The 14030-nt window shown below is 65.8% G+C and carries 17 protein-coding genes; 9 read left to right on the plus strand and 8 right to left on the minus strand.

What is annotated here, in order from left to right:
- Window positions 1-9 precede the first annotated feature (9 nt).
- The 6 genes from L1965_RS11080 to L1965_RS11105 all read left to right on the plus strand — a co-directional run bounded on the left by L1965_RS11080 (window position 10) and on the right by L1965_RS11105 (window position 4325).
- Window positions 10-633 (plus strand): response regulator, encoded by a 624-nt coding sequence (locus tag L1965_RS11080; RefSeq protein WP_235756507.1) that lies wholly within the window; start codon window positions 10-12, stop codon window positions 631-633.
- Window positions 633-1145 (plus strand): DUF2478 domain-containing protein, encoded by a 513-nt coding sequence (locus tag L1965_RS11085; protein WP_235756508.1) that lies wholly within the window; start codon window positions 633-635, stop codon window positions 1143-1145. The genes L1965_RS11080 and L1965_RS11085 overlap by 1 nt, the downstream gene beginning before the upstream one ends.
- Window positions 1142-1408: a sulfurtransferase TusA family protein gene (locus L1965_RS11090; protein ID WP_235756509.1), complete on the plus strand. Its 267-nt coding sequence runs from the start codon at window positions 1142-1144 to the stop codon at window positions 1406-1408. The genes L1965_RS11085 and L1965_RS11090 overlap by 4 nt, the downstream gene beginning before the upstream one ends.
- A gap of 18 nt (window positions 1409-1426) precedes the next feature.
- Window positions 1427-2407, plus strand: coding sequence for an iron exporter MbfA (mbfA, locus tag L1965_RS11095; protein WP_235756510.1), 981 nt, complete (start codon window positions 1427-1429; stop codon window positions 2405-2407).
- A gap of 123 nt (window positions 2408-2530) precedes the next feature.
- On the plus strand, window positions 2531-3457 hold the full coding sequence (locus L1965_RS11100; protein WP_235756511.1) for an AEC family transporter: 927 nt from the start codon (window positions 2531-2533) through the stop codon (window positions 3455-3457).
- A gap of 67 nt (window positions 3458-3524) precedes the next feature.
- Window positions 3525-4325 (plus strand): crotonase/enoyl-CoA hydratase family protein, encoded by an 801-nt coding sequence (locus tag L1965_RS11105; protein ID WP_235756512.1) that lies wholly within the window; start codon window positions 3525-3527, stop codon window positions 4323-4325.
- A gap of 107 nt (window positions 4326-4432) precedes the next feature.
- On the opposite strand, the gene L1965_RS11110 is transcribed toward L1965_RS11105, so the two are convergent.
- The 3 genes from L1965_RS11110 to dapD form a co-directional block, all read right to left on the minus strand.
- Complete coding sequence (locus L1965_RS11110) at window positions 4433-4999, minus strand: exopolysaccharide biosynthesis protein (protein ID WP_235756513.1); 567 nt, start codon at window positions 4997-4999, stop codon at window positions 4433-4435.
- 92 nt (window positions 5000-5091) lie between these two features.
- The gene (locus tag L1965_RS11115; protein WP_235756514.1) at window positions 5092-5544 is read right to left on the minus strand and encodes a YaiI/YqxD family protein; all 453 of its coding nucleotides are present in this window, start codon (window positions 5542-5544) and stop codon (window positions 5092-5094) included.
- Between the two features lie 55 nt (window positions 5545-5599).
- Entirely contained in the window at window positions 5600-6421 is an 822-nt protein-coding gene (dapD, locus tag L1965_RS11120) for a 2,3,4,5-tetrahydropyridine-2,6-dicarboxylate N-succinyltransferase (RefSeq protein ID WP_235756515.1), read from the minus strand.
- A 107-nt stretch (window positions 6422-6528) separates the two neighbouring features.
- On the opposite strand from dapD, the gene L1965_RS11125 reads away from it, so the two are divergent.
- Window positions 6529-7359 (plus strand): LOG family protein, encoded by an 831-nt coding sequence (locus L1965_RS11125; protein WP_235756516.1) that lies wholly within the window; start codon window positions 6529-6531, stop codon window positions 7357-7359.
- A 78-nt stretch (window positions 7360-7437) separates the two neighbouring features.
- Here the strand turns inward: L1965_RS11125 and L1965_RS11130 are convergent, their stop codons facing one another.
- From L1965_RS11130 to L1965_RS11140, 3 genes are all read right to left on the minus strand, one after another.
- Entirely contained in the window at window positions 7438-8214 is a 777-nt protein-coding gene (locus tag L1965_RS11130) for an NERD domain-containing protein (RefSeq protein ID WP_235756517.1), read from the minus strand.
- 189 nt (window positions 8215-8403) lie between these two features.
- The gene (gene rlmN, locus L1965_RS11135) at window positions 8404-9576 is read right to left on the minus strand and encodes a dual-specificity RNA methyltransferase RlmN (RefSeq protein ID WP_235756518.1); all 1173 of its coding nucleotides are present in this window, start codon (window positions 9574-9576) and stop codon (window positions 8404-8406) included.
- 140 nt (window positions 9577-9716) lie between these two features.
- Entirely contained in the window at window positions 9717-10238 is a 522-nt protein-coding gene (locus L1965_RS11140) for an invasion associated locus B family protein (protein ID WP_439332084.1), read from the minus strand.
- Window positions 10239-10393: 155 nt separating this feature from the next.
- On the opposite strand from L1965_RS11140, the gene L1965_RS11145 reads away from it, so the two are divergent.
- A complete protein-coding gene (locus L1965_RS11145) occupies window positions 10394-11380 on the plus strand; it encodes an asparaginase (protein ID WP_235756519.1) in 987 nt (328 codons plus the stop codon).
- Window positions 11381-11505: 125 nt separating this feature from the next.
- Here L1965_RS11145 and L1965_RS11150 read toward each other — a convergent pair whose 3' ends face one another.
- Window positions 11506-12264 carry a TSUP family transporter gene (locus tag L1965_RS11150; RefSeq protein ID WP_235756520.1) on the minus strand — a complete coding sequence of 253 codons (759 nt, stop codon included), beginning with the start codon at window positions 12262-12264 and terminating at the stop codon, window positions 11506-11508.
- 157 nt (window positions 12265-12421) lie between these two features.
- On the minus strand, window positions 12422-13300 hold the full coding sequence (gene serB, locus L1965_RS11155) for a phosphoserine phosphatase SerB (protein ID WP_235756521.1): 879 nt from the start codon (window positions 13298-13300) through the stop codon (window positions 12422-12424).
- 178 nt (window positions 13301-13478) lie between these two features.
- Between serB and L1965_RS11160 the strand changes: the two genes are divergently transcribed.
- Entirely contained in the window at window positions 13479-14015 is a 537-nt protein-coding gene (locus L1965_RS11160; protein WP_235756522.1) for a BrnA antitoxin family protein, read from the plus strand.
- Window positions 14016-14030: the final 15 nt, after the last annotated feature.

Consider the following 14030-nt stretch of genomic DNA (forward strand, 5'->3'; position numbering starts at 1 on the left):
GGCAAACGGATGAAAGCTGCGCTGGTCATCGACGACCACCCCATCACCCATCTGGGCGCCAGTCGCCTGCTGCGGGATCTGGGCTATGACCCGATCGCCCAGGCGATGTCAGGCGAGGAGGCCCTGGCACAGCTCGGGGACGGCCAGAAGCCTTCGCTGATCGTGCTGGATATCAGCCTGCCCGGCGCGGGTGGGCTGGATCTGGTCGCACCGCTGCAGCACGCCGCGCCCGAAGCGCGGATCCTGGTCTTCTCGATGAATGACCAGACGGGCTTTGCGGCCCGTGCCCTGCAGGCCGGAGCCCACGGCTTTCTGTCGAAGAACGCCCCGCCAGCCGATTTCCGCGAGGCGGTCAGGACGCTGGAGGCGGGCGAGTTCTACCTGTCGGCCCGGCAGGCGGTCGCGCTTGCGACCATGCGCGCGGGCGCAAGCGCCGACCCGCTTGCCGCGCTGTCCGAGCGTGAGACGCAGGTCCTTGGTCTGATCGGTCGCGGGTTCAGCCTGCAAGCAATCGCGGACGAGTTGGGCGTCAGCTACAAGACGGCCGCCAATACCTCGTCGGCGCTGAAGAAGAAGCTGGGGGTGGACGGGATCAACGGTCTGATGAAATTCGCGCTGGAGAGCGGGGTCTGATGCTGGGCTGGTTCGCGCTCGCCGAGAACGCCGCCCCAGGGGCGGCAGACCGGATGCTGGAAAGTCTGGCGGCGGATCTTGTCGGGACCGGTCTGCGCCTCGCCGGCGCGGTTCAGCGCAACTCGGTTCCCGGGCCGGACAGCGCCTGCGACATGGATGTGGTCGTGATCGGCGAGGAAGATCGGCCGATCCGTATCTCGCAGTCGCTGGGGCGCGGCTCGACAGGCTGCCGCCTGGACGCCGGGGCGCTGGAAACGGCCGCGGCGCGGGTCGGCCTCCGGCTGGAGGGCGCGGAGTTGCTGATTCTGCCGAAATTTGGCCGACAAGAGGCAATCGGACGCGGATTTCACGCGGTGATCGCGCAGGCGGTGGCAGGCGGGCTGCCGGTCCTGATGCATGTTCCTGCCGAACAACGCACCGAATTTTCCGGGTTTTGCGGTGGCATGGGCCAGCAGATCCGCCCCGAAGCCATGCGGGAATGGTGTCTGGCGCAGACAGCAGGGATGTCGTGACCCAGCCGACCACCATCGATGCCCGCGGCCTTCTGTGTCCGTTACCGGTCCTGCGCCTGCGCAAGGCCTTGCAGGCCGCGGCTCCGGGGTCGCGGCTGACGCTGGTCGCCACCGATCCGATGGCCGCGGTCGATGTGCCGCATTTCTGCAGCCAGGCAGGCCATGCCATCATAGGCACGCGCGCGCTTGGCGACGGCGCGCAGGAATTCACCGTCGAGCGGGGGCCTTCCGCCCCCTTTGCCGCGAGCGGCCTCACCTCATAGGATATCCGAGTACCGCAGATGAAATTGACATTCCCCTTTTCGCGAAAGCGATTCTCGGAACTCAGCGAGCAGGAGATTCTGGCGCTGGCAATCTCGTCCGAGGAAGACGACGCCCGGATCTACCGCAACTGGGCCGAATACCTGCGCGCGGATTATGCTGCCACGGCGGCCGTCTTCGACGGCATGGCGGCAGAGGAAGACGGGCATCGGCGGCGCCTGCTTGACGGCTATCGGGCACGGTTCGGCGAAACGGTCCCGGTGGTCCGGCGCGAGCATGTGGCGGGCTATTACACCCGTCGCCCAGCCTGGATGATGCAGAACCTGTCGCTGGACACGATCCGGGACGAAGCCAGGGTGATGGAACGCGATGCCGCAGAGTTCTATGCCCGCGCCGCGCAGGCCAGCAGCGATGCATCGACCCGGAAGCTGCTGGGCGACCTCGCCGCGGCCGAGCGCGGTCACGAAGAGCGGGCGACCGAACTGGCGGACGCGCACCTGACGGCCGAGGCCCGTGAAGATGAAGAGGCCGTGGCCCATCGCGAGTTCGTGCTGACCTGGGTCCAGCCGGGGCTGGCGGGGCTGATGGATGGCAGCGTCTCGACACTGGCGCCCATTTTCGCCACTGCCTTCGCGACCCAGGATACCGGCACGACCTTCCTGGTCGGGCTGGCGGCAAGCCTGGGGGCGGGGATCAGCATGGGCTTTACCGAGGCGGCGTCGGATGACGGCGTGGTCTCGGGGCGCGGATCTCCGATCAAGCGCGGAATCGCGTCGGGGGTGATGACGGCGATTGGCGGGCTGGGGCACGCCCTGCCCTATCTGATCCCGCATTTCTGGACCGCGACGATCATCGCCTGCATCGTCGTCTTCGTCGAATTGTGGGTGATCGCCTGGATCCAGAACCGCTGGATGCAGACACCCTTCTGGCGCGCGGCCTTGCAAGTCGTGGTGGGCGGTGGTCTGGTGTTCGCGACCGGGGTGCTGATCGGTTCCGGCTGAACCCGCGAAGGGACGCTTCATGAATGACCGGCCCTCGGCCCCTTCTGACCGCGCCCGGACCTTCGCAGCCTTGCGCGGGCGGCTGCAAGGCAGACTCCCGCCCGAGCCGATGTCCAACCTCTGATGCTGGACGTGTTTCTGAAGACCTTGCCGTTTTTCGGGCTGATCGGCCTCGGCTGGCTGGCCGCGCGCACACGGTTCTTTCCCGAAGAGGGCGCGGTCTGGCTGACCAGGTTTGTGTTCTACTTTGCGCTGTCTGCGATGCTGTTCCGCTTTGCCGCAGGGCTGGATCTGGGCGCACTGTTCGACGCGCGCTTCGTGCTGGCCTATCTTGCCGGCTCCAGCCTGGTCTGGCTGATCGGCCTGGTCGGCGGTCTTGCGCGCGGGCTTGCCGTCCCCGAAGCGGCGATGGAGGCACAGTGCTGCATGATCGGCAACACCGGCTTTCTGGGCGTTCCCATGCTGGTCGTGCTGCTGGGTGAAGCCGCGGTCGGGCCGGTCCTGATGGTGCTGACCATCGACATGCTGGCATTCTCGACCCTGATCACGCTGATCATCCACGGCTCGCGCAGCGGCGGCCTGAGGCTGGGCGCCCTGTTGCCGGTGCTTCGCGGCGTTGTCGCGAACCCGATGATCCTGTCGATGCTGGCCGGGCTGACCTGGGCATATTTCGGCTTGCCGATGCCGGGGCCCATGAACGAGTTCCTGATCCTGCTGGGGGCTGCCGCGACGCCCGGCGCCCTGTTCGCGATCGGCGCGAGCCTCGCGCGGCTGCGGCTTGGCCGGCTGGCGACCTCGGCCTGGCTCAGCGGGGCCAAGCTGTTCCTGCATCCCGCCTCGGTCGGGCTGGCATCGCTTGCGCTGGGGGTCGAGCCGTTTGCCGCCGGCGTGATGGTCGCGGCGGCGGCGCTGCCGGTCGCCGGCAACGTCTATATCCTCGCGCAGTATTTCGGTGTCGCCCAGCAAAGGGTTTCGGCGGCGATCCTGATCTCGACCGTCGCCAGCATCGTGACCCTGCCGGTGGTGATCCTGCTGATCGGCCAGGGCTGATGCGCGATGCCGCTCGACCCGGGCGCCGCTGCGCGCTAACCGTTTCGCCGCAAAGACGGAGGACATCATGCGCAATATTGCGGATCTGAAGCTGGCCAATATCCTGCTGGAGGTGACGGATGACGGAATCGCCACCGTCACGCTCAATCGTCCCGACAAGCGGAATGCGCTGGATCTTGCGACAATCGACGAGCTGGTCGACATCTTCACGACGCTTCCGCGTGCCGGGGTGAAGGCGGCGATCCTTCAGGCGAAGGGCGATCATTTCAGCGCCGGCCTTGATCTGGTCGAACATCACCGCGAGAACCGCTCTGCCGGCGATTTCATGCATGTCTGCCTGCGCTGGCACGAGGCGTTCAACAAGATGGAATATGGCGGAGTCCCGGTGATCGCGGTGCTCAAGGGCGCGGTGGTCGGCGGCGGACTGGAACTGGCCTCGGCCGCCCATATCCGGGTCGCCGGACCGGGCACGTATTTCGGCCTGCCCGAGGGTCAGCGCGGCCTGTTCACGGGTGGCGGCGCGACGATCCGCGTCGCGGACCTGATCGGCAAGGCACGGATGATCGACATGATGCTGTCGGGCCGACTGTATCGCGGGCAAGAGGCTGTGGATGTCGGCCTGTGCCAGTATCTTGTCGAGGATGCCGAGGCAACGGCATGGGACATTGCACGGAACGCCGCGCGGAACCCGCCGCTGTCCAATTTCGCGATCTGCTCGGCAATCAGCCACATGCAGAACATGAGCGGTCTGGATGCCGCCTATGCCGAGGCCGTCGTGGCGGGCGTGGTGAACACCCAGGAGGCCGCAAAGGCCAGGCTCGAGGCTTTCACGACGGGCAAGGCCGACAAGATCAAGCCGCAGGGCTGAGCGCGGGACCAGGGCGCGTCCCGTCGCCGGCGATCGCGGCCGCGACCGGGGGGCGCGCGGCCCGGTCCCGGGCGTGGCCGCCAAGGCCGAGGAAGCATCCGGCGGATTCAGGCAAGCAGGCCCGCGATCGCCGCAAAAAGGCCTGGCAGCACCAGGAACCCCAGCAACGTGAAGACGCCGTCGCGCGCCAGCATGCCAAAGGCGAACAGCGCCACGATGCCTCCCGCGATCGAGGACGTGAACGGCACCAGTTCCATGAACGGCATCAGCAATCCGCAGATCATGCAGATCAGCAGCGACAGCAGGTGAAAAGGGAACCTGAACATGAAGGTCAGCCGCTGTCGCGTCATCCGGTCCAGCAGGCGCGCAGGTCGCTTCAGCATCTCTGCCACCTGGACCAGCCGGGCGGTGCGGACCCGCCTTGCCTTCACCGCTTCCGGAAGCCAGATATGGTCCCGACCCGACAGCATCTGAAGCGAAACCAGCGCGATGATGATGCCGCAGAAACTTGAGAACAGCGGCACGCCCGACAGCGGCGACGCGACTCCAAGCGCCGGGATCAGCAGGTTGGGCGAGAACGAGCCCTGTCCCAGTACCGCAAGGATCTGCCCGACGCTGGTGCTTCCCTCGTCCGAGGCGGTCTCGACCCGTTCGATCAGGTCCACGATGCTCACATGTTCCTGCACATCCCTCCTCCGGCGCCCGCCTGTTGCTCATGACAGGGTATAACGCCCATACCGCCGCGAATGTTCGCCCGATGCCGCGTTCAGCCGCGCAGCGCGGCCGCCAGGACGCGATCCAGCGATTGCAGGAAGCGCGACCGGTTCGCCTTCGAGAACGCTGCGCCGCCGCCCTGATGGAACGGATTGGCAGCCCGGATATCGGACATCAGATCGCGCGTCGCCAGCCGAGGCCCGATATTGGCCATGCTCAGCACCTCGCCGTCATGCTGGACCACCTGCGCGCCCGACTTCAGGCAGCGGTCCGCCAGCGGCAGGTCGGAGGTGACCACGACGTCTCCCCTGCCGCAGCGATCGGCGATCCACTGATCGGCGACATCCGGCCCCTCGGGCACGATGACCAGCGACACCAGCGGGTTGGCGGACGGTCGCAGTCCGCCATTGCAGACCAGAACCATCGGCACACGCAACCGCGTCGCCACCCGCTCGGCCTCGGCCTTGACCGGGCAGGCGTCGGCGTCGATATACAAGGTGCTCACCAGTCCGCCCCGTCACGTCCGCACACGCCGCCGTCCCCCTTGAAAGCTGCCGCGCTCAGTCGCGCAGCAATTCGTTGACCGAGGTCTTCGAACGGGTGCGGGCGTCCACGCGCTTGACGATCACGGCGCAATACAGGTTCACGCCGTTTTTCGACGGCATCGAGCCGGCCACCACGACGGACCCTGCGGGCACCTCGCCATACATGACGTTGCCGGTCTCGCGATCGACGATCTTGGTGGACTGGCCGATGAAGACGCCCATCCCCAGGACCGACCCTTCGCGCACGATGCAGCCCTCGACCACTTCGGACCGCGCGCCGATGAAGCATTCGTCCTCGATGATGGTCGGACCGGCTTGCAACGGCTCCAGCACGCCGCCGATCCCGACCCCGCCCGACAGGTGGACATTCCTGCCGATCTGCGCACAGGACCCGACGGTGGCCCAGGTATCGACCATCGTGCCCTCGCCGACATGCGCCCCCAGATTGACAAAGGACGGCATCAGCACCGCACCCTTGCCGATGAACGCCGATCGCCGCACAATCGACCCCGGCACCGCGCGGAACCCGGCCGCACGCCACTGATTGTCGCCCCAGCCGGCGAATTTCGAGGGCACCTTGTCCCACCAGTTGCCGCCCTGCGGACCGCCCGACATCTCTTCCATGTCGTTCAGGCGGAAGGACAGCAGCACGGCCTTCTTCGCCCACTGATTCACATGCCAGTCCGCGCCGCGTTTCTCGGCCACCCGCAGCCGCCCCTCGTCCAGACGGTTCAGCGTCTCGTTGACGGCCTCGCGCACCTCGCCCTGGGTCGCACTGGTGATGTCCGCGCGGTTGTCCCACGCGGTTTCGATGGCATGTTCCAGGGCTTGGGTCATCGGGGCCTCTCTTCGATCTGTTGCGTCCGGGTGGAAACTGTCTCTTCAGGGCTATAAGCGTCAGGGAAAGCCCGCGCAATCCGCGTGCGCCCCGAAGCGAGGCCCCGATGACCGACAGCGCCGAAGACGAACGCGCCCATCCCTTCCCGCACAGCGACGAGGACGTGGCGCGCGCGGACCGCTCGCCGCAGACGCCCCAGACGCGTGCGCCCGCCTATCGGCTGGCCTTCACCGACCGGGATTTCATGCTGCGCGAGGAGCTGCGCCCGGTCCGGCTTCAGCTGGAGCTGTTGAAGCCGCAGATGATCATGGACGAACGCGGCATCGAATCCACCGTGGTGATGTTTGGCGGCGCCCGCATCCCGTCACCCGACGACGCGGACCAGGCCCGCACGCCGATACTGGCCGCTTTGTCGAAATACTACGAGGAGGCGCGGGTCTTTGCGCGGATGATGACCGAGCGCAGCCTGGCCAGCTATGGCCGTGACTTCGTCATCTGCACCGGCGGCGGGCCGGGCGTCATGGAGGCCGGAAACATGGGCGCGGACGAGGCCGGCGGCGCCTCGATCGGACTGGGCATCGTGCTGCCGCACGAGCAGGCGCCCAACATCTATGTGACGCCCGACCTGTGCTTCAATTTCCATTATTTCGCGGTGCGCAAGATGCATTTCCTGATGCGCGCCCGCGCCATCACCGTGTTTCCCGGCGGCTTCGGCACGCTGGACGAATTGTTCGAGACGCTGACCCTGATCCAGACCCGGCGCATGAAGCCCATCCCGATCCTGCTGTTCGGAGCCGAGTTCTGGGACCGGATCATCAACTGGCAGGCCCTGGCCGAGGCCGGAACGATCAGCGAAACCGACCTGAAGCTGTTCCGCTATGTCGAGACGGCAGCCGAGGCGGTGGCGATCGTCGACGCCTGGAAAGAGCCGTGCTAGCGCCACCGATCCACGCAAGCTGCGGAACTGTGACTCTTGCTTTGAGCCAAGAGCGAACAGTCTGCTCCAAATAAACGATTATACAGCCTTTCGAGTGCCTTTACACTTAGGAAAACTTGTACACCCCCAGAAAGCGTTACCTGTTTTGCGACTGGTCCGCTTTACCATCTCAGCGCCGCATTTCGGGCATGATTTCAAATCTTCGCCACCGGCAGACTTCCCTGTTGGGATGCGCGTTTTGGCTGCAGCTTTCTTTTCTATGTTTTTAAGGTGCTCCATGCGCACCGCTTTAGTGTTATCCAAAGCCTTATCGCGGAGTATTTTCGCGTAAGCGTTCAGTTGCAAATCCGAGAGCACCTGCTCTCTTCGCAGCGCAATGAGCTTGCCTAGCTCTCGCAACCCCCACGCAACATTATCGGGCATAGCTGTCTTTGGTTCAGCCTTGCCGGTGAAGACTATGAAGTTGTACAGGATATCTTCATTAACTTCTAAAATATCCTGCACGGCCTTAACGTGGGCGTAGTTCTGCCGAAGTGGGTTTTGAAAGCTGTGGCGCTTTCCACCTTTTTGTACTTGGTTCCATTTCTTTTGGTCAGCGCCGCCAAAAATCCAGCCTGACATATTCTTGGTTTCGATTACGAAAATCCCAAAGCGAGATAGTACAAGGTGATCTAACTGCGTCGTGCCACCTGAAACCGGCAGTATCAAATCAGACAACACACGATAGTCTTTTTGGTCAAGAACCGACGAAAGCGCGTTGTGCACCCGCCGCTCACCTCTAGCGCCTTTTCTTTCCGGCGTATTGTAAACCGCTTCAACCGCTCGAAATGCTGATTTCAACAAAGACTTCAGCATAATAGTTCACTTCCACCGCAGCTTAGATCTGACAGCGGCGATACTCGCACAGCTTTCAAGTATTGCCTATCCCTTGAGTCAAGTAGTGGTCTGCAGTGGCCATTACGCTGCATTTGCGGTGAGCTCACGCGTCGGATTTGCCCGCACTCAAGACATTGAGCCGAGACGATCGCGGGCACTCGGCCGCGACTAGCCTGCCGCCTCCTGCGCGATCTGGGCGCGGCTTTTGCGGCCGCGTTCGGTCGCGGATTTCAGCTGGCCGCAGGCGGCCATGATGTCCTCGCCGCGCGGGGTGCGGATCGGGCTGGCGTAGCCGGCCTTGTAGACGATGTCCGCAAAGGCCTCGATCCGTTCCCAGCCTGAGCGCTGGTAGGGCGCGCCGGGCCACGGGTTGAAGGGGATCAGGTTGATCTTGGCCGGGATGCCGCGGATCAGCCGGACCAGCCGCCGCGCATCTTCGTCGCTGTCGTTGACGCCGTCCAGCATCACGTATTCGAAGGTGATCCGTTCGGAATTCGACAGGCGCGGATAGTCGCGCAGGGCATCCAGCAGCGTCTGGATGTTCCAGCGCTTGTTGATCGGCACCAGCTTGTCGCGGACGTCGTCGGTGGTGGCGTGGAAGCTGACGGCCAGAAGGCAGCCGATCTCTTCGGCGGTCCGGGCGATCTCGGGCACGACGCCGCTTGTGGACAGGGTGATGCGGCGGCGCGACAGGCTCAGCCCCTCGCCGTCCATGACCACCTTCATCGCGTCGCGCACGGCCTCGAAATTATACAGCGGCTCGCCCATGCCCATCAGCACCAGGTTGCTGATGAGGCGGGTCTCGTCCCTGGGCGCCCCGGGTTCGGGCCACTCGCCCAGGTCGTCCCGCGCCACCATCAGCTGGCCCGCGATTTCGCCCGGTGTGAGGTTGCGCACCAGCTTCTGCGTGCCGGTATGACAGAACGAGCAGGTCAGCGTGCACCCCACCTGGCTGCTGACGCACAGCGTGCCGCGCCCCTCTTCGGGGATATAGACCGTCTCGACCTCGTGACCGCCTGCGATCCGCAGCAGATATTTGCGGGTGCCGTCCGCGCTGACCTGCCGGGTCACCACCTCGGGAACCGAGATCTCGAATCGCTGCGCCAGGAGGGCGCGGTAATCCTTGGCCAGATTGGTCATCGCGGCGAAGTCGCGCACGCCCCAGTGATAGACCCACTGCCAGACCTGTCCGACGCGCATCTTCGCCTGGTTTTCGGGCGTCCCGGCCTGAACCAGAGCCGCATGCAGCTGATCGCGGGTCAGGCCGACGATATTCGTCCGCCCGCCCTCGGGCAGCTTGCGGGGAACGGTCAGGGCATCCTGCGTGATGGGGGCGGACATGAGATCACCGGGGGCTTGCGAGAAAGGCCCCGAGATAAGCGAAACCGGCCGGTCTTTCAACCTGCGCCGTCTTCCCTGTGCAAATTACCCGCCCCGCTCACCGCAAGGTGACGGGGGCCGCGCCCCCCGGCGGATGCGAGCTACTGGCAGCGCGATTGCGCGGTATTGGTCGCGGCGGTGATCCCCGACAGGCTGAAGCTGTCCTTGGTGGTGGTCCCGCGCGAGGAACGGCCGGTGATGACCGCCGTCGTTCCGGCCCGCAGGGCACCGATCAGCTTCTGGTCCTCGGACGGGCTGCCGGTCCAGGCGCTTTCGCCTTCGGTGAACAGGTTGAACTTCTGCCCGCCCACATCGACCTCGACGGTCGAATCCGGTGCGAACGGATATCCGCCCGTGAACGAGACCTCGCCGTTCTGACCCGGCCGATAGGCCACATACAGCCGGATATCGCCGCGCGTCACCTCGACCTCCTTGCCGTCCTTGCTGTTCAGCGTGGATTTCGGGGGTGACACCGCCCAGCATTCCTTCGGATTGTCGGCCGCAAACACCGTCCAGTCGCCTTCGGTCCCGACGACGTTGGTGGATTCCTGTGCGCCCGCCATGCCGAGCCCGGCTACCACGATCGCCATGGCCGCCATGCCGCGCAGGGTGAAATTGTTCATGCTCTGGCCTCCTGCCATTCGTTTCGCCGCTTCGCCCGGCGTTGTTCCTGATTGCTGTGGTCTTTTCAACCACCTCCGATCAGGATAGCCAAGATCATTGCGCGAAAAAGAGCGCAAGGCAGGAAATCGCGCAATTGTCAGGAGGGGGAATTGCGATGCGTTCGGCCGAACTGATCGAATTGTGGCGCGGCGGGCAGTGCGAAAGCCTGCATTGCGGGCATGCGCTGGTCTGCGACGACAGGGGGGTCGTCGAAGCCTGGGGCCGCCCTTCGCAGATCATTTTTCCGCGATCCTCGTGCAAGATGATCCAGGCGCTTCCTCTGGTCGAAAGCGGCGCGGCGAATGCGGCCGGCCTGACCGATCGGCACCTGGCCCTGGCCTGCGGCAGTCACAGCGGCGCCCGGCTGCATGTCGACGCGGTCGGCCAGTGGCTTGCGGCGCTGGGTCTGGGTGAACCCGACCTGCGATGCGGCGTCCACATGCCCATGGACCGGAACGAACATCGCCGCTTGACATGCACAAACGAGACGCCCTGCCAACTGCACAACAACTGCTCTGGCAAACATGCCGGGTTCCTGACCCTGAACCGGCATCTGGGCGGCCAGGCGGACTATGTCGATCCGGCGCATCCGGTCCAGCGGGCGGTCCGGTCCGCCTTCGAGGATGTGACGGAAGAGGACAGCCGCGGATACGGGATCGACGGTTGCTCGGCGCCGAACTGGTCGTGCACGCTCGAGGGGCTGGGTCGCGCGATGGCAGCCTTCGCCAACCCCCGTCAGGACCGCCGCGGTCGGGCGATGCGTCGGCTGGTCGATGCGATGCGCGCCCAACCCGAACTGGTGGCAGGCGAGGACCGGTCCTGCACTTTGCTGATGCGCGCCATGAATGGGCGCGCGGCCGTCAAGACCGGGGCCGAGGGGCTGTTCGTGGCGATCCTGCCGGATCAGGGTCTGGCGATCGCGCTGAAGATCTGTGACGGCGCGACTCGGGCGGCCGAGGCGGCGATCGCCGCCCTGCTTGTCCATGTGGGCGTGCTGGACCGCGGCGACCCGGTCGTTTCGCGTCTTCTGAGCGACCCGATCCGCAACTGGCGCGGCATTGCTACCGGCGAAATGCGGACATCGACCGGCTTCCCGCGCTGACCCGTCACGAATCCGACGCAGTTATGTGGTTGAATGACCGCGAGGACGGCCCTCCCCCCCGGACCGTCGCTCCGTCAGAGGATCGGTCGGCGCCCCTTGGCAGAGCGGGCGTCGGTCATCCATTGTCAAAGCATTTGCCAGATCAGCCGAAGCGCCAGCGCGGTCGAGGTGAAGACAAGCAGCGGCTTGATCAACCGCGCCCCGATCCGGGCCGCCAGCCGCGCCCCCAGCGCCGCACCGACGACCTGCGCCAGCCCCATCGTGATACCCAGCAGCCACATCGGCTGCCCGACCAACGTAAAGGTCAGCAACCCGCCCAGATTAGAAAACAAATTCAGAAGCTTGGTATGCGCGGTGGCCTTCAGCACCCCGTAACCGGCCATCGTCACGAAGGCGATCATGTAGAATGACCCCGCCCCGGGTCCCATCAGGCCGTCGTAAAAGCCGATCAGCGGCACGACGGCGGCTGTGAACAGCGCCGGCGAGACGCGGCGGATGCGGTCCAGGTCGTTCAGGCCGGGCTTGAGCGCAAAGAAGATCGCGATCCCGATCAGGATGACCGGCAGGCCCAGCCGCAGCAGCTCGGTCGGCAGATAGCTGACCAGCGCCGCGCCCAGCACGCCACCGACCGCCGCGACCAGGGCGGCGCGCCACTGCGTCCGCAGATCGACAAGCCCGCGCGCGGCATAGCTGACGGCCGCGGTCGCAGCCCCGAAGACTCCCTGCACCTTGTTGGTGGCCAGCGCCTGCGCGGGCGGCAGCCCCGCCAGCATCAGGGCGGGCACGGTGATCAACCCGCCGCCTCCGGCAATCGAGTCGATGAAGCCGGCCGCAAATCCGGCGGCGATCAGCAGCAGGGCAAGATCAAGTGTCAGTTCGAACATCGGCGCGGCAATGCGCTTTTGGCCGCGGCTTGTAAAGGCACCGTCAGCGACGGGGCTTCGCGGTTCCGCGCCAGCAGGAAATATTTTCTCAGGGCGCGCGTTCCGTGCCCGACTGCGCGCTTGCCAAGACGCAGGCAAGGCTCTGAACGCGGCCGTGTCAGCCCGCGACGAACTCGGCGGCGCGGTATCCCTGCAGATACAGCAGCGCCGTCAGATCTGCGTGGTTGATCCGGATCTGCGCCTGCGCGGCAACTGCTGGCTTGGCATGCAACGCGACGCCGGTCCCGGCCAGGCTCAGCATGTCAAGATCGTTTGCGCCGTCGCCTACCGCGATCACGGTCGCGGGTGTCAGGTTTCGCATGTCGGCGATCTGCCGCAGCGCCTCGACCTTCGCCTCGCGCCCCAGTACCGGCAGCGCCACATGACCGGTCAGCACGCCGTCCTCGACGAGCAGCGTGTTGGCGCGGTGCTCGTCAAAGCCCAGCCGCCTCGCGACCGGCCCCGTGAACGAGGTGAACCCCCCCGAGACCAGCGCCGTGTAGCCGCCGTTGGCGCGCATCGTGGCGACCAGCTCGCGTCCGCCGGCAGCCAGGGTGATGCGGGTCTCCAGCACCTCCTGGATTACGGATTCCTGCAATCCCGCCAACAGGTTGACCCGTTCGACCAAGGCCTCGTGAAAGTTCAGCTCGCCGTTCATGGCGCGGGCGGTGATGGCGGCGACGCGGGGGCCGGTGCCGGCGAGGTCGGCGAGTTCGTCGATGCATTCCTGGTCGATCATGGTCGAGTCCATGTCGGCGAGCAGGATCGTCTTGCGGCGGCCGGCGGTGGGCTGGATGGCCAGGTCGATGCCGATGGCCTGCAGGTCGGACCAGACCTGGTCGGCGTCCGAGGGCAGCGCCGGAATGTCGAATTCCCCAGCGATTCCAGGGTTCAGCCAGCGCGGGCCGGTGCCGTCCCAGGTCCTGGCCAGCCCGTCCAGAAGCGCGCTTTCGAGGTTGGCCCTGGCGGGCGCGGCGATCAGCGAGACGGTGTGCATGGGCGGCTCCTTGGCGGGGTGGGGATGCGTCTAGGCCGAAGATCGCCGCCGCACAAGCCGTGCACCAGGGGGGCACCGGGCGTACACAGCGCGTACACCGACAACGCGCGGGACGTTAAGGCCGCGTTAACCGCGCCGCAGCAGGCTGGCGGGCAGGCAGCAAGGGGCACGTCCGGCGATGGGCATCAGCAAGGCGGAAGAGACGCGGCGGGTCAATTACCACTACATGGCCGACGCGATGCGGATGCTGGAATGGGATCTGCACAGCACGATCCTGGACCGGATGCGGATCCCCGAGGAATGGCACCAGATCGCGCGCGAGAAACCGAGCAAGGCCAAGACGCGGGTCACGCTGCGGCTGGACGGGGATCTGGTGGCGTTCTTTCGCAGCATGGGTCCGGACTGGCAGGTGAGGGTCAACCGGCTGATGTCGGTGTGGATGCATGCAAGGCTGGCGGGGCTGATCCGGGGCGGCGAGACGATGGATTACCTTGCGCGGCGCGAGCACGAGATGCTGGACGGCCTGCGCCCGGAATTCGGGGATGACGAGCGCCGGCACGCGGCGCCGCCGGGCCCCGAGACCCCGACGGGCCGGCGCGCGCCGGACGACGTGCCCGACGTGCCGATCCGCGACCGCATCGCCACGATGTCACCCGCCGCGCGGCGGGCGCTGATGGAGGAGATGAAGAAGCGCAACGGGATCGGGGAGGTGTAGGATTGCTTGGAGTCT

It is taken from the genome of Paracoccus salsus (assembly GCF_021556615.1).
GTDB lineage: Bacteria > Pseudomonadota > Alphaproteobacteria > Rhodobacterales > Rhodobacteraceae > Paracoccus > Paracoccus salsus.